The 19,223-nt window shown below is 74.6% G+C and carries 20 protein-coding genes and 1 tRNA gene; 8 read left to right on the top strand and 13 right to left on the bottom strand.

Annotated features, from left to right (window positions below):
* The first annotated feature begins 91 nt into the window (after positions 1–91).
* Positions 92–511, top strand: a complete 420-nt coding sequence (locus EDJALFJO_RS33555; protein ID WP_143448595.1) for a hypothetical protein — start codon at positions 92–94, stop codon at positions 509–511.
* On the opposite strand, the gene EDJALFJO_RS15150 is transcribed toward EDJALFJO_RS33555, so the two are convergent.
* Positions 395–1,378, bottom strand: coding sequence for a helix-turn-helix domain-containing protein (locus tag EDJALFJO_RS15150; RefSeq protein ID WP_143448594.1), 984 nt, complete (start codon positions 1,376–1,378; stop codon positions 395–397). The two genes, EDJALFJO_RS33555 and EDJALFJO_RS15150, sit on opposite strands and share 117 nt — an antisense overlap.
* A 126-nt stretch (positions 1,379–1,504) precedes the next feature.
* Positions 1,505–3,355, bottom strand: a complete 1,851-nt coding sequence (gene recQ, locus EDJALFJO_RS15145) for a DNA helicase RecQ (protein ID WP_233149876.1) — start codon at positions 3,353–3,355, stop codon at positions 1,505–1,507.
* A 116-nt stretch (positions 3,356–3,471) separates the two neighbouring features.
* Here recQ and EDJALFJO_RS15140 point away from each other — a divergent pair.
* A tRNA-Met gene (locus EDJALFJO_RS15140) sits at positions 3,472–3,545 on the top strand.
* A 95-nt stretch (positions 3,546–3,640) separates the two neighbouring features.
* Here the strand turns inward: EDJALFJO_RS15140 and EDJALFJO_RS35990 are convergent.
* The 4 genes from EDJALFJO_RS35990 to EDJALFJO_RS15125 form a co-directional block, all read right to left on the bottom strand.
* A complete protein-coding gene (locus tag EDJALFJO_RS35990) occupies positions 3,641–3,766 on the bottom strand; it encodes a hypothetical protein (RefSeq protein ID WP_255392563.1) in 126 nt (41 codons plus the stop codon).
* A 154-nt stretch (positions 3,767–3,920) separates the two neighbouring features.
* Positions 3,921–4,559, bottom strand: a complete 639-nt coding sequence (locus tag EDJALFJO_RS15135) for a nucleotidyl transferase AbiEii/AbiGii toxin family protein (RefSeq protein WP_088286645.1) — start codon at positions 4,557–4,559, stop codon at positions 3,921–3,923.
* Positions 4,560–4,570: 11 nt separating this feature from the next.
* Positions 4,571–4,888 (bottom strand): hypothetical protein, encoded by a 318-nt coding sequence (locus EDJALFJO_RS15130; RefSeq protein ID WP_088286643.1) that lies wholly within the window; start codon positions 4,886–4,888, stop codon positions 4,571–4,573.
* 110 nt (positions 4,889–4,998) lie between these two features.
* The gene (locus EDJALFJO_RS15125; protein WP_088286641.1) at positions 4,999–5,445 is read right to left on the bottom strand and encodes a hypothetical protein; all 447 of its coding nucleotides are present in this window, start codon (positions 5,443–5,445) and stop codon (positions 4,999–5,001) included.
* Between the two features lie 87 nt (positions 5,446–5,532).
* Between EDJALFJO_RS15125 and EDJALFJO_RS15120 the strand changes: the two genes are divergently transcribed.
* From EDJALFJO_RS15120 to pdxY, 3 genes are read left to right on the top strand one after another with little or no spacing between them, the layout of a single operon-like run.
* Positions 5,533–5,856 (top strand): hypothetical protein, encoded by a 324-nt coding sequence (locus EDJALFJO_RS15120; protein WP_088286639.1) that lies wholly within the window; start codon positions 5,533–5,535, stop codon positions 5,854–5,856.
* Between the two features lie 56 nt (positions 5,857–5,912).
* Positions 5,913–6,731, top strand: a complete 819-nt coding sequence (gene yidC / locus EDJALFJO_RS15115) for a membrane protein insertase YidC (RefSeq protein ID WP_088286637.1) — start codon at positions 5,913–5,915, stop codon at positions 6,729–6,731.
* Between the two features lie 23 nt (positions 6,732–6,754).
* Positions 6,755–7,606, top strand: a complete 852-nt coding sequence (pdxY, locus tag EDJALFJO_RS15110; RefSeq protein ID WP_088286635.1) for a pyridoxal kinase PdxY — start codon at positions 6,755–6,757, stop codon at positions 7,604–7,606.
* Between the two features lie 16 nt (positions 7,607–7,622).
* Here the strand turns inward: pdxY and EDJALFJO_RS15105 are convergent, their stop codons facing one another.
* The 3 genes from EDJALFJO_RS15105 to EDJALFJO_RS15095 all read right to left on the bottom strand — a co-directional run bounded on the left by EDJALFJO_RS15105 (position 7,623) and on the right by EDJALFJO_RS15095 (position 10,959).
* Positions 7,623–7,973, bottom strand: a complete 351-nt coding sequence (locus EDJALFJO_RS15105) for a hypothetical protein (protein ID WP_143448593.1) — start codon at positions 7,971–7,973, stop codon at positions 7,623–7,625.
* A 302-nt stretch (positions 7,974–8,275) separates the two neighbouring features.
* Positions 8,276–9,457, bottom strand: coding sequence for an FAD-binding oxidoreductase (locus EDJALFJO_RS15100; protein ID WP_088286631.1), 1,182 nt, complete (start codon positions 9,455–9,457; stop codon positions 8,276–8,278).
* Positions 9,454–10,959, bottom strand: a complete 1,506-nt coding sequence (locus EDJALFJO_RS15095) for an aldehyde dehydrogenase family protein (protein WP_088286629.1) — start codon at positions 10,957–10,959, stop codon at positions 9,454–9,456. The genes EDJALFJO_RS15100 and EDJALFJO_RS15095 overlap by 4 nt, the downstream gene beginning before the upstream one ends.
* Before the next feature lie 102 nt (positions 10,960–11,061).
* Here EDJALFJO_RS15095 and EDJALFJO_RS15090 point away from each other — a divergent pair, with 102 nt between their 5' ends.
* A complete protein-coding gene (locus EDJALFJO_RS15090; protein ID WP_088286627.1) occupies positions 11,062–11,970 on the top strand; it encodes a LysR family transcriptional regulator in 909 nt (302 codons plus the stop codon).
* Positions 11,971–12,007: 37 nt separating this feature from the next.
* Here EDJALFJO_RS15090 and EDJALFJO_RS15085 read toward each other — a convergent pair whose 3' ends face one another.
* Genes EDJALFJO_RS15085 through EDJALFJO_RS15070 form a run of 4 tightly spaced genes read right to left on the bottom strand, consistent with a single transcriptional unit; the run spans position 12,008 to position 16,318 of the window.
* Positions 12,008–13,033, bottom strand: a complete 1,026-nt coding sequence (locus EDJALFJO_RS15085; protein WP_198950324.1) for an LLM class flavin-dependent oxidoreductase — start codon at positions 13,031–13,033, stop codon at positions 12,008–12,010.
* Positions 13,030–13,371: a TIGR04076 family protein gene (locus EDJALFJO_RS15080; RefSeq protein WP_088286623.1), complete on the bottom strand. Its 342-nt coding sequence runs from the start codon at positions 13,369–13,371 to the stop codon at positions 13,030–13,032. Before EDJALFJO_RS15080 ends, EDJALFJO_RS15085 begins: the two co-directional genes overlap by 4 nt.
* 20 nt (positions 13,372–13,391) lie before the next feature.
* Entirely contained in the window at positions 13,392–14,690 is a 1,299-nt protein-coding gene (locus tag EDJALFJO_RS15075; protein WP_198950323.1) for an amidohydrolase family protein, read from the bottom strand.
* Positions 14,687–16,318 (bottom strand): DUF885 family protein, encoded by a 1,632-nt coding sequence (locus EDJALFJO_RS15070; RefSeq protein ID WP_088286621.1) that lies wholly within the window; start codon positions 16,316–16,318, stop codon positions 14,687–14,689. The genes EDJALFJO_RS15075 and EDJALFJO_RS15070 overlap by 4 nt, the downstream gene beginning before the upstream one ends.
* A 72-nt stretch (positions 16,319–16,390) precedes the next feature.
* Between EDJALFJO_RS15070 and EDJALFJO_RS33550 the strand changes: the two genes are divergently transcribed.
* Both EDJALFJO_RS33550 and EDJALFJO_RS15055 read left to right on the top strand, forming a co-directional pair.
* A complete protein-coding gene (locus EDJALFJO_RS33550) occupies positions 16,391–17,407 on the top strand; it encodes a LacI family DNA-binding transcriptional regulator (RefSeq protein ID WP_158220443.1) in 1,017 nt (338 codons plus the stop codon).
* Between the two features lie 206 nt (positions 17,408–17,613).
* Positions 17,614–19,215 (top strand): ABC transporter substrate-binding protein, encoded by a 1,602-nt coding sequence (locus EDJALFJO_RS15055; RefSeq protein WP_088286617.1) that lies wholly within the window; start codon positions 17,614–17,616, stop codon positions 19,213–19,215.
* The last annotated feature ends 8 nt before the right edge of the window (positions 19,216–19,223 follow it).

The raw sequence follows: 19,223 nt of genomic DNA, 5'->3' as shown, positions 1-19,223 counted from the left end.
TGCCCGACGTCACACCCCGGCCGGCCCGGGAGCCGGCCCGGCCCCGCGCGTACGAGCGCCCGCCGACCGCCCGCAGCCGCACACTGTGGCCATGCCAGGTGCCCACGGGACGGACCCGGACCGCCGGGTCGTGCGCTTCGTGGTCGACACCCTCGTGACACCGGACCAGGTGGAGCTCGTACGGGCGGTCCTCGCCCGGGCGCTCTGCGGCGCGGACGACGACCACCCCGGTCCGTGCCGGGTCGCCTGGGACGTCTGGCACCTCGACGAGGGCGGGGCGGCGCGCGGCGCGGCCCTCGCCGCGCCGGACGTGGACGCCGTCCGGGCGGCGCTCGGGGCCCTCGAGACGCTGCCGTCCGCGGCGGCGACCGCGGACCTCCTCGACGAGCTCGGCTCAGCCGCGGGGACCGCTCCTGCGCAGGGTCTCGTGGGGAAGGACGCCGTACGTCCGCCGGTAGAGGGACGTGAACCGGCCGTGGTGCCCGAAGCCCCAGCGCAGCGCCACGGCTGACACCGTCGTGCCCTCCGGGTCGGCCCGGAGCAGCTCGTCGTGGACGTGCCGCAGCCGCACCGCCCGCAGGTAGCCCATCGGCGTGGTGCCCAGGTGCCGCCGGAAGGCGAGCTGGACGGCGCGCACCGAGACCCGGGCGGCCGCGGCGACGTCGGCGACGCTCAGGTCGTCCCGCGGGTGGTCGTCGATGTAGGCGACGGCGCGACGCAGGGAGTCGGTGGCGGCGTCGCGGTTGTCCCGCCGGGTCGGCCCGGCCGATGCCGTGTTCGGGAACGTCGCCAGGGTCGTCGCGGCGAGCAACCGTGCGACGCTGCCGAGGACGAGCGGGTTCGCGGCGGCCGCGGGGTCGGCGAGGACGCCGGCGGTGAACATCCGCGTCGCCTTCCAGTGCGCGGCCGCCGCCGGCGAGACGGGGTCGAGGCCGGTGAAGCGGACCGGCGCGGCCGCGTCGGCGCCGGAGGCCGCCACCTGCGCGACGAGGTCCTGGTCGAGGAGGACGAGCTGGACGACGGCGCCCTCGCTCAGGCCGGAGCGGGATGCGTCGGGCTCGGCGGTGAGCAGGACGTCGCCGCTCTGGACGCGCCGGTGCGACGTCCCGGTCGAGAACGCGAACCGGCCGCTGCGCACCGAGGCGACGACGAGCGGGCCCAGGGAGTCGAACCGGTAGCCGAACCCCGCGGGCGCCTCCAGCTCGCAGAGCGCGAGGGCACCGGCGTCCGCCACGACGTGGCGCAGGCCGGCGCCGGGCGGCAGGGACGCCACGGCGCTGCGCGGCCCGTAGTGCGACCGCCAGTGCGAGACGGCCGAGTCGTCGTCGGTGAGGGCGTGGTCCGTGCGCACGGGCGGCGTGAGCAGGGCGGGAGTCATCGGCGGTCCTCCCTCTGGCGCGGCCCCGGGGTCTGCAGGGCTGTTGTGCCCCAGGGTGCCCGGGAGCTCATCCATTCTCCAGCACCACGTGGCCACGACCCGCGGGAGTTACGAGATCTTCACGGATCAGCCCTGCTCCGCGAGCACCTCGAGGATCCCGCTGCCGTAGCGCTCGAGCTTCGTCTCGCCGACGCCGCCGACCCGGCCCAGCGCCGCGAGGTCGGCGGGGGCCTCGGTGGCGATCTGGCGCAGCGTCGCGTCGTGGAAGATCACGTAGGCGGGCACGCCCTGCTCCTTCGCGGTGGCCGCGCGCCAGGCGCGCAGCCGCTCGAAGACGGGCTGCGCGGCGGCCGGCAGCTCGGCGGCCGCGGCCGCCGTCCGGCCCCGGGAGGAGCGACCGGCGGCCGATCCTTTGGCCGGCGTCGGGTCGACGCGCAGGGTCACCTCGCGACGGCGGCCGAGGACGTCGGCGCTCGCCTCGGTGAGCGAGAGCGTCCCGTGGTTGCCCTCGACCGCGAGCAGGCCCTGGGCGAGCAGCTGCCGGACGACGGCCCGCCACTGCGTCTCGGCCAGGTCCGTGCCGATCCCGAAGACGGTGAGCTCGTCGTGGCGGTGCTGGCGGACCTTCTCGGTGGTGCGCCCGAGGAGGATGTCGATGCTCTGCCCGGCACCGAAGCGCTGGTTGCGCTCGTTGGCGAGCCGGTAGACGGTCGACAGCAGCTTCTGCGCGGGGATCGTCGCGTCCCACGTCTTCGGCGGCACGAGACAGGTGTCGCAGTTGCCGCAGGCCGCCTCGGCCGGCTGGCCGAAGTAGGCGAGCAGCTGGCTGCGCCGGCACTCGACGGTCTCGCAGAGGGCGAGCATCGCGTCGAGGTGCGCGCTCTGGGCGCGCCGGTGCGCGAGGTCGCCCTGGGAGCTGTCGATGAGCTTGCGCTGCTGGACGACGTCCGCGAGACCGTAGGCCAGCCAGGCGGTCGCGGGCAGCCCGTCGCGCCCCGCCCGGCCGGTCTCCTGGTAGTAGCCCTCGACGGACTTGGGCAGGTCGAGGTGCGCGACGAACCGGACGTCGGGCTTGTCGATGCCCATCCCGAAGGCGATCGTCGCGACCATGACGAGGCCGTCCTCGCGGAGGAACCGGCTCTGGTTGTGTGCGCGCACGCCGGCGTCGAGGCCTGCGTGGTACGGCAGCGCGGGGATGCCCTGGGCCTCGAGGAACGTCGCGACCGCCTCGACGGACGCCCGCGACAGGCAGTAGACGATCCCGGCGTCGCCGGCGTGCTCGGTGCGCAGCAGGTCGAGGAGCTGGGCGCGCGGCTCGGCCTTGGGGACGATCCGGTACTGGATGTTCGGCCGGTCGAAGTCGGCGACGAAGTGCCGGGCGTCGGTGAGCGACAGGTTCGTCGCGATCTCGCGCCGGGTGGCGGCGGTCGCGGTCGCGGTGAGCGCGATCCGGGGGACCGCCGGCCAGCGCTCCTTGAGCATCGTCAGCATGAGGTAGTCGGGCCGGAAGTCGTGGCCCCACTGGGCGACGCAGTGCGCCTCGTCGATGGCGAACAGCGCGATCCGGCCCCGGTCGAGCAGCCGTGTCGTCCACTCGCTGCGCAGCGCCTCGGGCGCGAGGTAGAGCAGGTCGAGCTCGCCGTCGACGAACGCGGCCTCGACCGCCCGCCGGGTCTCGAGGTCCTGCGTCGAGTTGAGGAACCCGGCCCGGACGCCGAGCGCCGTGAGCGCGTCGACCTGGTCCTGCATGAGCGCGATGAGCGGCGAGACGACGACGCCGGTGCCCGGCCGGACGAGCGCCGGGATCTGGTAGCACAGCGACTTGCCGCCGCCGGTCGGCATGAGCACGAGCGCGTCGCCGCCCGCGGTGACGTGGTCGACGATCGCCTGCTGGTCGCCGCGGAACGCGTCGTACCCGAACACGCGCTTGAGCGCGTCGAGAGCGTCGGACGGCGTCGCGAGGCCGGGGGCGGTCACCCGCAGGAGTGTAGGTGGCGGCTGCGACAGGAGGGCCCTCGACCGGGGCTCCTGTGGACGACGCCACGCGCCGATTTGGTCCCCGGCCGCCGCTGCCGTACGGTTGGGACTACCGACGCGGGGTGGAGCAGCTCGGTAGCTCGCTGGGCTCATAACCCAGAGGTCGTAGGTTCAAATCCTACCCCCGCTACAAAATGGCGAAGGGCCCGGATCCTGAGGTTGGGATCCGGGCCCTTCACCATTCTCTGGTGAGGTGAGCCGGGATCTGGGAGTGGCGGCCGTTGCTCAAGCACGCCGGTCGTGGACTGTGATCGCTTCGGTGGCGCCGTCGGCCATCTCGATGGTGACCCTCTCGTCGTCTTCCAGGGCAGGGACGGGGTCCAGGCACATCGCGCGGCTGATCTCGGTCATGAGCGAGGGATCGTCGGCGGGACACCGAAGTACATCCGCGGTCGTCGGCGGGCCGCTTCTTGCAGGGTGGCGACCCGGATGCTGTGTGCGCTGTACGGCGCCGACTCGTCGTTCAAGGCTCAGGCCACCTTCGTGCTGAGCAGGTGTGCCTCGATCAGCGCAGCTGGTCTGCCCAGTCGATCGTCCGTGCCACAAGGGCTCGGGCGTCTGCGGGCCTGAGGCCGTACGCGGTGAACTCGGCGAGTGGCAGGCGTGCGATCGCGCGCAAGGCGTCGGCGAAGTGCGGTCGGTCGAAGCCTGGATCGTGCGCCACGGCCAGGTCGAGGAGCTCGGCCCGGGTGTAGGCGTCGCCGCGGAGTGCGGCGTCGACGTCGATGTAGTCGCGGGCTTGCCCTCGGGAGTAGAGCGCGCAGACCTTGTTGGCGACGGCGTCGTCACGGGCCAGGACCGGCCCGACGTCCAGCAGGATCGGCGGGTGCTGTCGCCAGTCGATGCCGAGCTCGACCTTCGACTCCCGCTCGGCGGCCGGGTCGCGCACCGACAGCCGGGCGAACGTGGCGTTCTCGAGGAGCACTTCGACGGCCAGACCCGCGTCGGTGTATGCCGTGACCGCTGCGCGGACCGCTTCCGGGAACGTCTGTTCGGCCGCCAGCGTGGTGAACATGTCGACGTCCTCGGACGGCCGCTCGAGCAGACCGTGGGCCTGGACGGCGTAGCCGCCGGCGAGCGCGAACCCGTACCGGCCGAGAGCAGCGAGGCCGACCTGGGCAAGGCGCTCGTGGAAGAGGTCCACCGGTGGGCGGGTCAGGCCGCGGAGGCCAGGTCGGTGAAGCGCTGCTCCCACGCGCGCCGGACGGCAGCGGGCAGGAAGAGCCGGCGCCAGCTGTCGCGCAGGACCGCTTCGTCGAGGAGCGCCGTGACGGCCTCGACGTCAGGAGCCTCGACGAGGACCCGCTCGTAGAAGACGATGCGATCGGCGTCGACGTCCAGGTCGTACTCGACCCGGCCGGTCCAGGCCAGCGCGGCAGGCAGCCTGACGACGCCGCTCACCGGGCCCGCCAGATCGGCGAGCGACCCCGGGACGGCGTACGGTCGCCGGTCGGCGTACCCGATCCTGTCCATGCATTCAGTATGGCCCCGCAGTCCGCGGTGACGCCGGAGGCGGCCGCCTTACGGCCGCCTGCCGGATCCTGGGTGCCCCCGGCCTGCTGACGATGCCGACACCGTGGGCCCTAGTGATCGAGCCAGTCGGACTGCGGTGCGAACTGCCGAACCCGCTCGACGGGAGGCTGGTCGCCGAACTCGCCGTCGACCCAGAAGTGGAACCCCATGCAGGCGCCGTCGCCGTCACCGAGGGTCTGCGAAGCGACGACGCTGTCGTCGACCCGCCGACGGACCCTGCCGACCACGTCGACCTCGAACTCGTGCGTCCCGTTCCGCAGCGGGAGGTTGTAGCCCTCGCAGATCTCCATCAGACCGAACAGGGCGTGGTCCAGCACACGCATCGCCAGGCGCCTGGCGTCCGGATCCGCATCGTCGGGGATCGTCGCGGCGGCGTACTCGCGCATGTGGAGCATGAGCACGTAGCCGATCGTGTGCTGCATCCAGAGTTCCCGGGACCGGGCGTCCGCGGGGAGGGAGGCGAGGTGCTCGGTGGGGTCGATCTGCGAAGGCTCCACGTGCTCATGATGACGGGACCGGATGCTTGCACCCGGTTCGGGCGCCGGCGACCGACGTGTCCGTCCGCCACGACGTAGCATCGACCCATGAGAGGCACCGCCGGCGACCCGGCGTCCGCCGCCCGGGCCCGGTGCGCAGCAGCGGTCTGCGCGCTGGTCGCGGTCCTGGCCGTGCTCTCCGCGCTCCCGGCACTCACCCCCGGCCCGGCGGTCCCCGCCGCGGCGGCCCTCGCCGTCCTGGCCCTGGCGCTCGTCGGGCTGACGCACGCAGCGACCCGGTCCGTCGTCCCGGTGCAGGCGGCACCCGCTCGCGGACGCGCCCGGGCCGGTGACGCGGTGCCGTCGCGCGCCGGCACGGCCACCGACCCGGTCCACCACCCGCTGCGCCCACGTGCTCCCGGACAGGCCTGACGCTCGCCCGCGCGAGCCACGGTCCCTGTCCCTCCCCGCCGTCACGGAGCACACCCATGTCCTTCACCTCGTTCGTCGACGCTGCCCTCGCACCGCTCACCACCGCCCTCTCCGCCGTCGTCGCGACGGCCCACACCGGCCTGACCTCCCTCGGCGCGGACCCGTCGTCCGGTGCCGTGTGGGTGCTCTGCATCGCGGCCGTCGTGGTCGTCGTCCGCGTCGCGCTCCTGCCGCTCGCGGCGCACGGCGTCCGGCTGGCCCATGCCTCGGCCCGGGCCCGGCCGCACCTGCTCGAGCTCACCCGGCGGTACAAGGGCCGCCGGGACGCCGCGAGCCTGCGGGCCCTCGCCGAGGGCCGGCGCCGGATCACCGCCGAGCACGGCGTCCCGCGGCTCGGGCTGCTGCCGCTGCTCGTCCAGCTGCCGCTGTGGACGGCGCTCTACCACCTCGTGGCGCAGGCGGCCGCGGGCGTACCGGTCGGTGCGATGGACGCCGCCCTGGTCGCCTCCCTCGGCGCCGCCACGGTGCTCGGGGTCCCGCTCGCCGAGCGTGGCTACCTCGGTGCCGGCGCGGCCCACCTGCTCGTCGTCGCCGGGCTGGCGGGGACGGCGGCGCTGCTGTCGTGGGTGACGCAGACCTACCTCGTCGCACCGAACACCGTCCTCGCGGACGTCCCCGAGGCGGTCGCCCGGGTCCAGCAGCTCGTCCCGGTCCTGTCGGCCGCGGGCCTCCTCGTCGCCGCCGGGTTCGCTCCGGTCGCGCTGCTCGTCTACTGGGTCTGCAACGCGCTGTGGACGCTCGCCCAGCAGGCGGTCGTCACCCGCTGGTTCCCGACACCGGGGTCGCCCGCCGCCGCCCGCGCCGCCGGGCGGTGACCGGTGGGTGGCAGGCTTGGCCCGTGCCCACCGTGCTCTCGATCCAGTCCCACGTCGCCTACGGCCACGCAGGCAACTCCTCCGCGGTCTTCACCCTGCAGCGCCTCGGGATCGAGGTCTGGCCGGTGCACACCGTCCAGTTCTCCAACCACACCGGCTACGGCGCCTGGACCGGTCGGGTGTTCGACGGCCAGTTCGTCGACGAGGTCGTCGAGGGGATCGCCGACCGCGGCGTGCTGCCGGGCTGCGACGCGGTCCTCTCCGGCTACCTCGGTTCGCCGGACATCGGGCACGCGGTCGTCGGCACGGTCGCGCGCGTCAAGGAGGCGAACCCGGCCGCCCGGTACTGCTGCGACCCGGTCATCGGGGACGTCGGGCGCGGTGTCTTCGTCCGGCCCGGGGTCCCGGAGTTCATCCGCGACGTCGCCCTGCCGGCGGCCGATCTGGTGACCCCCAACCACTTCGAGCTCGACCTGCTCTCGGGCCGGACGACGCGGACGACGGCCGAGGTGAAGGACGCCGTCGCGGCGGTACAGGCGATCGGGCCGACCACGGTGCTCACGACGTCGCTCGTCACCGAGGACACCCCCGACGACGCGGTCGACCTGCTCGCCTCCGAGGGCGGGCGGCACTTCCGGGTGCGGACGCCGCGGCTCGGCCTGTCGGTCAACGGCGCCGGGGACGCCGTGGCCGCGCTCTTCCTCGCCCACCACCTGCGGACCGGCTCGGCGGAGCAGGCCGTCGCGGCCGCCGCGGCGTCGGTGTGGGGGCTGCTCGCCCGCACCGAGGCGGCCGGCTCCCGTGAGATCCTCCTCGTGGCCGCCCAGGGCGAGCTCGTCGCGCCGTCCCGGACGTTCGAGGTCGAGGAGATCTGACCCGGAGACGGGCCCGTCAGGAGACGGCGGCGTACCCCAGCGTCACCCGGGACGCCGAGACTGCCTCGGGCAGCGACGCGTGCCACCGCCAGGCGCGGGGGACGAGCACCGCCTCCGCAGGCATTGCCGTGCGGTCCGGCAGCACGACGTGCACGACCAGGTCGGCCGCGGGCAGCTCGGCCGCGACGGCGCGCAGCACGCTCGCGACCTCGGCGGCGGTGAGGTCGGACAGGTCCACGACGAGCGGACGGCGACCGCCGCGGCGCGCGGCGCCGCCGGGGCCCGTGGCCCGGCTCGTCAGGGCGGCCACCTCGTCGACGGACATGGTGGCGGCGCGGATCACTGCGGTGCACAGACTGAACGGCACGTTCGTTCGAGACCTTTCCCCGTGGTGAGCCGGCACCCCCGTACGGCGCCCGGCTCGAGGACCATTCAACCGACACAAGCGGGGCCGCGCGTCCCGGATGGCGTGGCAGGACCTGAACGACCGACGTCGGTACCGGCCGAACGTGGGGTGGCGATCAGGGCCGGTGCGGCTCAGGCGTCGGCCGAGAGCAACGCCGACAGCCGCGCCACCGTCCCGTCGAGGGATCGCCGGGTGCCCTCGTCGAGGTCCGGCGCGCAGGGCAGCTGCATCAGACAGTCACCTGCATCAGCAGGTCGGCCGCATCAGACGATGTTCCGCTCGGGGCGGCCGCCACCGGCGACGGCGAACCGCTCGGCGGACATCGACGAGACGTCGACGACCGGCTCCCGGCCGAGGTAGAGATCCCGCACGACCTCGCCGACGGCCGGCCCCTGGAGGAAGCCGTGCCCTGAGAAGCCGGTGGCGTAGAGCAGCCGGGAGACCCCGGCCGCCTCGCCGATGAGCGCGTTGTGGTCGGGCGTCACCTCGTAGAGCCCGGCCCAGTGCTGCGCCATCCCGACCTCGCCCAGCGTCGGGCAGCGGTGCTCGACGGCCTCCATGAGGTCGGGCAGCCAGGCCTCGCTGTACCCGAGCCGCACGCCGGGTTCCTCTGCGGCGTAGGACATCCCGAGCAGCACGGCGGGGCCCTCGCGGTGCAGGTAGAACGTCGACGTCGCGTCGATCGTCATCGGCATCGTCGGCGGCAGCAGCGCCTCGGTGGCCGCGTCGAGCGGCTCGGTGACGAGGATCTGGCGGCGCAGCGGGGTGACCGGCAGGTGCACGCCGGCGGTCGCGGCGAGCGGCTGCGCCCAGGCGCCCGAGGCGACGACGACGGTCGACGTCGCGACGGTACCGGCGCTCGTCCGCACCGCCGTCACGTCGCCGCCGGAGACCTCGATGCCCGTCACCTCGACGCCGGTGCGCACGGTCGCGCCGTGCCCGCGGGCGCCGGTGGCGTAGCCGAGGACGACGGACTCGGGCGAGCAGTAGCCGTCGCGGTGGTGGAACGTCGCCATGAGGACGTCGTCCGTGACGACCCCGGGGGAGAGCGCTGCGGCCTGCTCCGCCGTGAGCACCTGCGACGCGACGCCCATCCGGTTCTGCAGCGCGACGGACTCGGTGAAGACGGGGACGTCGTCGGGGTCGGTCACGAGGAACAGGTACCCGGGCTGGTGCAGGTCGATCTCCTGGCCGGGCCGGACGGCGAACCGCTCGAAGGCGTCGAGCCCGCGGGCGCCGAGGGCGACGTTCACCGGGTCGGAGAACTGCGCCCGGACGCCGCCCGCGCACCGCGACGTCGACCCGGCGGCGAGCTGGTCGCGCTCGAGCAGCAGGACGTCGGTCACGCCCGCCTCGGCGAGGTGGAAGGCGATCGACGCCCCCATCACCCCGCCGCCGACGACGACGACCTCCGCCCGGTCGGGGACCGGCCGGGGGGTGGTCATCCGAAGCTCACGCCCTGCGCGAGCGGGAGCTCGGTGGAGTAGTTCACCGTGTTCGTCGCGCGCCGCATGTACGCGCGCCAGGCGTCCGAGCCGGACTCGCGGCCGCCGCCGGTCGTCTTCTCGCCGCCGAACGCGCCGCCGATCTCGGCGCCCGACGTGCCGATGTTGACGTTGGCGATGCCGCAGTCCGAACCGGCCGCGGAGAGGAACAGCTCGGCCTCGCGCTGGTCGAGGGTGAAGATGCTCGACGAGAGCCCCTGCGGGACGTCGTTGTGGACCGCGATCGCCTCGTCGAGGGTCGTGTACGTCATGACGTAGAGCAGCGGCGCGAACGTCTCGCGGCGGACGACGTCGGTCTGCGCGGGCATCCGGACGATCGCCGGCCGCACGTAGTACGCGCCGTCGTCGCTCGGCTGCCGGTCGCCGCCGACGAGGAGGGTGCCGCCGTCGGCGACCGCCTCGGCGATCGCGGCCTGCATCTTCTCGTAGGCGCCCTCGTTGACGAGCGGCCCGACGAGGACGTCGGCGTCGGTCGGGTCGCCGATCCGCAGCTTCTCGTAGACCGGCACGAGCCGGCCGAGCAGGTCCTCGACGACCGACTCGTGGACGACGAGACGGCGCATCGTCGTGCAGCGCTGGCCGGCGGTTCCGGCGGCGGCGAAGGTGATGCCGCGGACGGCGAGGTCGAGGTCGGCGGACGGCGCGACGACGGCCGCGTTGTTGCCGCCGAGCTCGAGCAGGGTCTCGCCGAACCGGGCGGCGACCCGGGGCGCGATCTCGCGGCCCATCCGCTCCGAGCCGGTGGCGCTGACGAGGGCGACGCGCGGGTCGTCGAGCAGGGCCGCGGCGTCGTCCCGCTCGGCGAGGACGAGGCGGTGGACGCCGTCCGGCGAGCCGGTCTCGGCGATCGCCCGGTCGAGGATCGCCGAGCAGGCGAGCGACGTGAGGGGCGTGGTCTCCGACGGCTTCCACACGACGGTGTCGCCGCAGACGAGCGCGACCGCGGTGTTCCACGCCCAGACCGCGGCCGGGAAGTTGAACGCCGAGATGACGGCGACGACGCCGCGCGGGTGCCAGGTCTCGAAGAGCCGGTGGCCCGGGCGCTCCGACGGGAGCGTGCGGCCGGCCATGCTCCGCGACAGCCCGACGGCGTAGTCGCAGACGTCGATCATCTCCTGGATCTCGCCGAGGGCCTCGGAGCGGATCTTGCCGACCTCGAGGGTGACGAGCTCGGCGAGGTCGGCCTTGTGCTCCTCGAGGAGCCGCCCGAAGTGCTTGACGAGCGCGCCGCGGACCGGGGCGGGCGTCGTCCGCCAGGTGACGAAGGCGGCGCTCGCGTCGTCGACCGCTGCGAGGACCGCGGCGGCGTCCGGCCGGCCGACGGTGGCGATGACGCCCCCGGTGATCGGGGAGGTCACGGGGGAGGAACCGGCGGGGACGGTGGCGCCGCAGGCGGCGAGGGCGCGAGCCGCGGAGGCGGCGAGGTCGGTCGTCGAGGGCATGGGTCGAGCATGCCCGATCGGAAGGTTGAGGAAAAGCGAGACTTGCCCGAGGCTATGTCTCAGAGGATCTAAGAGATTGCTCCTGACAGGGAAGGACGCGGCGTGCGGCTCAACCTCAACCACCTCGCGGCCCTGCGCGAGCTCGACCGGCTCGGGACGCTGTCCGCCGTCGCGCGCTCCCTCAGCTACACCTCGGGCGCGCTCTCGCAGCAGATGGACGCCCTCGAGCGGGCCGTCGGCGCCCCGGTGCTCGCCCGGGTCGGGCGCGGCGTCGTCCTCACCGACGTCGGCCGGGCCCTCGTCGACCACGCGGACGCCGTCCTCGGGGCGGAGGAACGGGCCCGTGAGGCCGCCGCGGTGGCGTCGGGCCGGCCGGCGGCGCCGGTGACGCTCGGCACGTGGGGGAGCACGGCCGCCGCACTGCTCGTCCCGCTGCTGCGGGTCGCGGCCGCCGAGCACCCCGGCCTGCGGGTGCGCACCCGCGAGGTCGACGTGAACACCGCCGCCGCGGCCGTGCGGCACCGGGAGGTCGACGTCGCCTTCGGCCTCGACTACCCGGACTGGCCGCTGCCGCGGGACAAGGACATCGAGCTCGTCCTCCTGCGGCGCGAGCGGTTCATGGTGGCCTCCGCCGCGTCGGACCCCGACCGGCTGCCGGCGCGCGCCGCGCTCGCCGACCTCGCCGGCCGGCCCTGGATCCTGCCGGTGCGGGAGACCGCGATGGGCCGGGCGGTGCTCTCCGCGTTCCGCCGGGCCGGGCTCGAGCCGGACGTCTCGCACGAGGTCAACGACACGGCGAGCTCGCTGCGGCTCGTCGAGCAGGGCCTCGGCCTCGCCCCGGTCACCGACCTCATGCTCCGGCTCGCCCCGCGCGCCCGGCTGCGGCTCACCGCGCCCGTGGAGACCCTCGCCCGCGACCTCGTGCTCGTCGTCCCCGTCGACCGCGCCGGGCGGGCCGGGGTCGACGCGCTCGTCGACGTCGTCCGGGCGGCGGTCCCGGCGGTCGGCTGAGCGGGGTCAGGCGGCCGGGACCGCAGCCACGGCAGCGCTACCGGCGCAGCAGCGGCAGGACCGCGCGGCCGAGCAGGTCGACCCCGCCGGCGTCCGTGAGGCCGTGCGGGGTGCCGAACTCGACGCGGCGGGCCCCGGCGTCGAGCACCGCCTGGGCCTGGGCGGCGACGTGCTCGGGGTCGCCGGAGAACGCGAAGAGGTCGAGGACGTCGTCCGGCACGAGCCGGCCCGCCGCGTCGTCCCGGCCGGCCGCGACCTCGGCACGGACCCGGTCGAGCAGGTCCTGCGGGACGCCGGCCGTCGGGTCGAGGCCGGCGACCACGGCCAGGTACATGGCGACCTCGCGGCGGGCCCTCGCCCGGGCGGCGGCCGCGTCGGTGTCGACGACCGTCACGGCCCCGACGACGACCCCGACGTCGTCGGTGGCCCGCCCGGCGGGCTGCGCGCCGGCAGCGATCCAGCCCCGCATGACGTCGACCATCGCCGGGTTGGCGCTGCCCCCGACCTTGACCTCGTCGGCGACCTCGCCGGCGAGCGCCGCCGTCCGCGGGCCCCAGGTGCCGAGCAGCACCGGCGGCACCTGCGCGGGCAGCTCGTACCGCAGCCGGGTGCCGGCCGCGAGCCGGAAGTGCTTGCCGGAGAACGGCTCCGGGTCACCGGTGAGCAGGGCCCGGACGACGCCCACGGCCTCGCGCAGGTGCCCGACCGGGGCCGGCTGGTCGATCCCGACCTGCCCCAGCCACGTCCCGCGGGCGAGGCCCAGGTAGGCGCGCCCGGCGCTCGCGGCGTCCAGGGCGGCGAGCTGGCCGGCGATCTCGTAGGGGTGCATCGTGTACGGGTTCCAGCAGGCGGCGCCGAGCCGGACGCGGGACGTCGCGTGCGCCATCTCGAGCAGGGCGGGCAGGGGCGGCTGGTAGAGCAGGTCCGCGTAGACCGACAGGACGTCGAACCCGGCGTCCTCGGCGGCCCGGGCGAGCCGGGCGTAGTCGCCGGGACGCTTGTCCGACTGGATGCCGAGCCCGACCTCCTGCCGGACCACCGGGCCCGTCGTCGGCGCGCTCACGTGAGGTCCGAGGTCCGCAGCCGGCTCGTGCCGGTCCGGGTGATCCGCATGACGAGCCGCTCGTCAGGGTCCGGGCAGGCGACGAGGCTGTCCTGCTCGAGCCAGTCCCCGGGCGGCAGGGAGCGCTGCTTGGCGGGCAGCAGCGGCAGCACCGACGCGAGGGCGTAGAGGCAGAAGTGCTTGCCGGCCGGCAGCCGGACCTCGTTGCTGCGCACGACGTCGAAGTGGTCACCGACGGCGAGGCCGCACACCGGCCGGCCGTCGATCCGCTCGACGGTGACCCGCAGGTCGTGGAGCACCGTCTCGTCCGGGGCGGCGGGGGCGTCGTCGTCGTGCATGGTGCTCTCCTCCGGGCCGGTCAGGCCGCGTGGTCGGGGTGGCCGTACCCGGCGCGGTCGTCGCGGACGACGGTCCCGCCCTTCATGACCCAGCGGATGCCGCGCAGCGCCGAGACGTCGGCCGTCGGGTCGTCGTCCGTCGCGACGAGGTCGGCAAACCGGCCCGGGGTCACGCTGCCGACGTCGCCGTCCGCGCCGAGCCAGCGCGCCGGGACCACGGTCGCGGCGCGCAGCGCCGCGGGCGCGTCGAGCCCGTGGCCGGCGCCGAGCGCGGCCATGTGCTCGAGCTCGCGGACCGTCGCGGAGGTCCCCTCGAACGGCCAGAACGGCGGCATGTCGCTGCCGAGCATCACGCTGACCCCGGCGGCGAGCGCGAGCCGGTAGCTCTCCACGTGCCGGGGGCCGGCGTCCAGCGACCGCTGCTGCATCCACGCCGGGACGCCGAGGGAGTCGAAGAAGGCCGCGCACCGGGTGACGACGAGCGTCGGCACGAGCGCCGTGCCGGCCGCGGCCATCGCGGCCGCGACCTCGTCGGTCAGCTGGTAGCCGTGCTCGACGCAGTCGAGGCCCAGCTCCACGGCCTCGGCGATGACCGACGCCGGGCCCGCGTGCGCGGTGACCTTGCGGCCCCAGGCGTGCGCCGTCCCGATGACCGCCGCCATCTCGTCGCGGGTCAGCTGCGGCGTCGAGATCTGCTCGTGCTCGCCCGCGATGCCGCCGGAGATCATCACCTTGACGAGGTCGGCGCCGACCTTCACCTGGAGCCGGACGCCACGGGTGAAGCCGTCGGCGCCGTCGCACTCGAGGGTGTCCGGGCTGTCGTGCCCGTGCCCGCCGGTGCACACGAGTGCCCGGCCCGCGGTGAAGATCCGCGGGCCCGGGACCCGGCCGGCGTCGACAGCACGCCGCAGGTCGAGCTCGGAGTGGTCCTTCTCCGCGACGCAGCGGACCGTCGTGACGCCGCTGAGCAGCGTGCGCCGGGCGCCGTCCGCCATGTAGAGCGCGAGCGCGTACGGCCCCATCGCCATGATCTCGTCACCGGCGGCCCCGGGCAGCGACAGCGAGAAGTGGGTGTGCATGTTGACCAGCCCGGCCATGACGTGCGCGCCGCCGAGGTCGATCTCGCGGACGGTGTCCCCGGCCGGACCGCGGGCCACGTCGGCCCGGACCTGCGGCTCCGGCCCGACCGCGAGGATGCGGCCGTCGTCGCCGACGAGCACCGCGGCGTCGCGCAGGACGCCGTCGTGGACGGAGTCGAAGACGTGGCAGCCGGTGACGAGGGTGCTCGGGCGGACGTCGGCGCGCAGGGCCGCCGTCACGGCTCCACGCCGATCGCCGCGAGCTCGTCGGTGAGCCCGAGCAGCTCCCAGCGCAGCAGCGCGACGGGCACGTTCCCGTTGAGCCACAACGCGTCGTGCAGCCGCCGCAGCTCGAAGGTGTCGCCCTCGACCCGCGCCGCGTCGGCGACGAGGGCGAGGACCTGGCTCTTGCCGATCTGGTAGGTGATCGCCTGCCCGGGGCACTCGGCGAAGAACGAGGCCTCCTCGACGGCGGTCTCGCGGTCCATCGGGACGCGGCTCTCCAGCACGTCCGCGGCACCGGCGACGTCGAGGTCCCCGAGCGCGAGCGCGACGTCGACCTCCACCCGCAGGGCACGCAGCCGCATCATGTTCGCGAGGATCGCCCGGGAGTGCGGGGCGTCGTCGAACAGCCCCGCGGCGAGCATGAGCTCCTCGTTGTAGAAGGCGATGCCCTCGTTGGAGCCGGAGTCGTAGTAGTGCCGCCGGACCGGCCGCGGGTGCGCCCAGGACAGCGCGAGCTGCTGGAAGTGCACCCCTTCGTGGACGATGCCGAGCCGGGGGTCGCGCGCGTTCGCGGCGTAGAAGTACGGCAGGTCCGGCCCCGGGGCGGGGACGTACGCGATGCCGTCCTCGTCGAGCCGGTCGGGACCGGTGAGGTCGTCGGTGACGCCGAGGAACCGCAACGGCTCGAGGTACGGCGGCATCGGCAGGTTGAGGTAGTCGCGCAGCGCGTCCGGCTGGGTGAGCAGGCCCTGCTCCTCGTAGAAGGCCCGGACCTGCGCCATCCCGCGGGCCTCGTCCGCGGCCTGGGCGGCGGCGTCGGCGGGCAGGTCCGGCTGCGGGACCGCGGCGGCCCGGTTGCGCGCGACGAGCTCGAACGCCCGTGCCCGGTCGTACTCCAGGCGCCCGACGTCCCGGACCCGTTCCGGCGACCACGGCACGCAGGCGACCTCGCGGAGGAACCAGGCGTAGGGCTCCCGGCCGACGGGCTCGGCGTCCGGCAGCCCGGGCAGCCAGGTGGCGAGGGTGTCCCGGAAGGCGCCCAGCGCGCGCCCGGCCTCCGCGGCGGCGGCGAGCAGGTCCTCGGCGACCCCGGGCGGCAGGTCCGCGACGGCCGCCACGAGCGCCTGCGCGCTCGCGACGACCCGCGCCTCGACGTCGGCGAGCTCGTCGACGGCCGACCGCGTGAAGGGGGCGACGCAGCGACCCTCGACCAGCTCCAGCCCGGTGGCGAGCGTGCCGGGCGCGGCCCGCAGGAGCCGCAGCACCTCCGCGGCGCGCTCCGCGTCGACACCGGGGCGCAGCAGGGTGTCGAAGACCGGGCCGATCGCCTGGTCGACGTAGAACCGCGGCTGCGCCCACACCTCGAGGACGTCGAGCTCCCACGTGAGCCGGGCGACGGCCGAGCGCAGCAGCCGGTGGTCGACCCGGTCGGCGACCGGGGCCCCGGCGACCGCCGCGGCGAGGTCCGCGAGCTCGGCGGCGAAGCCGTCCCGGGCCGCGCGGTGCCGCGCCACGGCGTCCGCGCCGACCTCGGGCAGCCAGCCCGCCGGGCGGTCGAGCCGGGGGATGTCGTCCCGGCTGCGCGGCTGCTGCACGGCGCGCCACCGCCAGAACCGGTCCGCGAGGTCGTCGAGCTGCTGCATGGTCCCCAAGACTCGACCTGGACAATCGTTTGCGCAACTATCGTCGCCGGGAGCGTGCGAGGAGGGAGAGCCGTGGCCGTCGACCTGCGCGGCGTCGCGGCCGAGTGCGGGGTGTCGGTGGCGACCGCCTCCCGGGCGCTCAACGGCTCGCCCCGGGTGAGCGCGGACACCGTGCGCCGGGTCCGCGAGGCCGCGGACCGTCTCGGGTACCGGCCCAACGCCAGCGCCCGCGCGCTGCGCACCTCCCGGTCCCGGTTCGTCGGCCTCGTCGTGACGAACCTCGTGAACGTGAGCTTCCATGTCATCGCCGAGGTCGTGCAGCAGCGTCTCGCGGAGCAGGGCTACCAGATGGTGCTGTCCGTGACCGGGGGCGACGCGGCGCAGGAGCTCGAGGCGCTGCGGATGCTTGCCGACCACAGTGCCGAGGGGGTCGTCGTCGTCGGCGCCGACGCACCGGCCATCGACGAGCTGCGCCGGCTCGCGCTGCCCGCCGTCCACCTGGCCCGGCGGCCCGACCGGCCGGCCGGCGACTGCGTGCTCGTCGACGACCTCACGGGCGCGCGGGACGCCACCGCCCACCTCGCGGGCCTCGGGCACCGCCGGATCGCCGTCGTGTGCGGCCCGCAGACCGTGACGTCCGGCCGGGAGCGGCTCGCCGGCTACCGGCTCGGGCTGCAGGACGCCGGGGTCGCCGAGGCCGCCGAGCTCGTCCTGCCCGGCCCGTTCACCCCCGCCCACGGGCGTGCCGCGGTGGGGCGGCTGCTCGCGCTGCCGGCCCGGCGGCGCCCGACCGCGCTGCTCGTGACGAACCACGAGGCGGCGTTCGGGGCGCTCCCCGCGCTCCACGAGGCGGGCGTCGACGTGCCGGGCCGGCTGAGCGTCGTCTGCTACGAGGACGCCGAGATCATGCGCTGGTGGCACCCCGCGGTCACGGTCGTCGACATCAACCCGGCGGAGATGGGCGAGCTCGCCGCCCGGCTCCTGCTCGAGCGGATCACCGGTGCCCGGCCCGGGACGACCCGGCCGGGGGAGTTCCGGGTGGGCACCCACCTCACGGTGCGGGCCTCGTGCGGTGCGCCGCCGCGGTGACGGCCGGGCGGGTGACGGTGGGCCGGGTGACGGCCGGGAGACGGTGATGTTGCGGTTGGGATACAAGGCGCCCCGGGGCGCGGATCTTGCTTGACGGCCGGTTGCGGTGCTGCGACCGTGGCGCAGTCGCCGGGTTGCGTAATCGTTTGCACTGGCGGCGCCGCGCGGGCGGACGGCCCGTCGACCACCTCGGAAGTGAGGGCAGCATGCGCAAACGCTCGTTCGTCGTCGGCTCGGCGTCGCTGGTGGCGCTCATGGCGCTCGCCGCGTGCGGGGGCGGGAGCTCGGCAGGCACGCCGGCCTCCGGCACCGGCTCGGCCGCCGCGCCCGCGAACCAGACCCTCGTCGTCGACACGACCTTCAACCTCAAGACGGTCGACCCGGGCCGGATGTTCGAGACGACGGGTCTGCTCATCGACCGCGCCCTCTACTCGACGCTCCTCACCTTCACCGGCGGCGACGTCAAGAAGCCGGTGCCGGACCTCGCCGAGTCCTACACGGCGTCCCCGGACGGCACGACGTACACGTTCAAGCTGCGCAGCGACGCGGTCTTCTCCGACGGCACGCCGGTCACCTCGGCCGACGTCCTGTTCTCCCTCAACCGGGTCAAGGCGATCGCGGGCAACCCGTCGTTCCTCATGGCCGGCATCACCGTGACGGCGCCGGACGCCTCGACGGTCGTGCTCACGAGCGAGAAGCCGAACCCGTCGATCCCGTTCATCGTGCCGAACCCGGCGCTCGGCATCCTCAACTCCAAGGCCGTCAAGGCCTCGGGCGGGACGGACGCCGAGGGGGCCGACAAGAACGACAAGGCCGAGACGGCGCTCAACACGGCGTCGCAGGGCAGCGGGCCGTACACGCTGACGAGCTTCAGCACGACGACCCAGGTCGTCCTCGAGGCGAACGCGAAGTACTGGGGCACCAAGCCCGCCTACTCCAAGGTCGTGCTGCGCAACGTCGCCGCGAACGTCCAGAAGCTGAACGTCACCAAGGGCGAGTCCCAGATCGCGCTCGACCTCTCGCCGACCCAGGCCGAGGGCATGAAGGACGTGCAGGTCGTCAACGGCGCCTCGCCGAACGTCTTCTTCCTCTTCACGAACAACGACCCCAAGATCTCCGCGACGACGGCGAACAAGGACTTCCAGGAGGCCGTCCGCTACGGGATCGACTACGACGGTCTCGTCGCCCTCGCGGGCACCGGCTCCACCCAGGCCGCCGGCGTCATCCCGACGATGTTCCTCGGCAGCCTGCCCGCCGGGTCCGGCGTCAAGCGGGACGTCGCCCGGGCCAAGGCGGCGCTGGCGAAGTCGGGCATCAGCAACCCGACGGTCGACATCGGCTACCCGAGCGACTTCGCCTCCAACGGCATCGCCTTCGGCGACCTCGCCGCCCGGGTGCAGGCCAACCTCAAGGAGGTCGGCATCACGGTGAACCTCAAGGGCTCGTCGGTGCAGACCGCCCTCGCGGAGTACCGCGACGGCAAGGAGCAGATGGGGCTGTGGTTCTGGGGCCCGGACTACCCGGACCCGGGCGACTACCTCGTCTTCCTCCCGGACCAGCTCGTCGGCAAGCGCGCCGGCTACGTCAAGGGCGCGAACCCCGCGCTCGAGGCGCTCGGCGAGAAGGCCGCGACGACGGTCGACGACGCGGAGCGGGTCAAGCTCTACGAGCAGATCCAGACCGAGCTCAACACGTCGAGCCCGTTCATGCCGCTCCTGCAGCCGGCGCAGATCGTCGTCGCCGGCCAGTCGGTGAAGAACGTGCAGTCGAACGCGGTCTGGCTCGCGACGCTCAGCGAGCTCGGTTAGGACCCGTC

This window comes from Kineosporia sp. A_224 (genome assembly GCF_002198655.1).
Taxonomy (GTDB): domain Bacteria; phylum Actinomycetota; class Actinomycetes; order Actinomycetales; family Kineosporiaceae; genus R-H-3.
This window is presented reverse-complemented; position numbering and strand designations above follow the sequence as displayed.

Bases quoted from the DNA above. Each gene is read 5' to 3' on its own strand.
- EDJALFJO_RS33555 (WP_143448595.1), top strand. From the start codon at position 92: ATGCCAGGTGCCCACGGGACGGACCCGGACCGCCGGGTCGTGCGCTTC.
- EDJALFJO_RS15150 (WP_143448594.1), bottom strand. From the start codon at position 1,378: ATGACTCCCGCCCTGCTCACGCCGCCCGTGCGCACGGACCACGCCCTC.
- EDJALFJO_RS35990 (WP_255392563.1), bottom strand. From the start codon at position 3,766: ATGACCGAGATCAGCCGCGCGATGTGCCTGGACCCCGTCCCTGCCCTG.
- EDJALFJO_RS15130 (WP_088286643.1), bottom strand. From the start codon at position 4,888: ATGGACAGGATCGGGTACGCCGACCGGCGACCGTACGCCGTCCCGGGG.
- EDJALFJO_RS15120 (WP_088286639.1), top strand. From the start codon at position 5,533: ATGAGAGGCACCGCCGGCGACCCGGCGTCCGCCGCCCGGGCCCGGTGC.
- yidC (WP_088286637.1), top strand. From the start codon at position 5,913: ATGTCCTTCACCTCGTTCGTCGACGCTGCCCTCGCACCGCTCACCACC.
- EDJALFJO_RS15100 (WP_088286631.1), bottom strand. From the start codon at position 9,457: ATGACCACCCCCCGGCCGGTCCCCGACCGGGCGGAGGTCGTCGTCGTC.
- EDJALFJO_RS15095 (WP_088286629.1), bottom strand. From the start codon at position 10,959: ATGCCCTCGACGACCGACCTCGCCGCCTCCGCGGCTCGCGCCCTCGCC.
- EDJALFJO_RS15080 (WP_088286623.1), bottom strand. From the start codon at position 13,371: ATGCACGACGACGACGCCCCCGCCGCCCCGGACGAGACGGTGCTCCAC.
- EDJALFJO_RS15070 (WP_088286621.1), bottom strand. From the start codon at position 16,318: ATGCAGCAGCTCGACGACCTCGCGGACCGGTTCTGGCGGTGGCGCGCC.
- EDJALFJO_RS15055 (WP_088286617.1), top strand. From the start codon at position 17,614: ATGCGCAAACGCTCGTTCGTCGTCGGCTCGGCGTCGCTGGTGGCGCTC.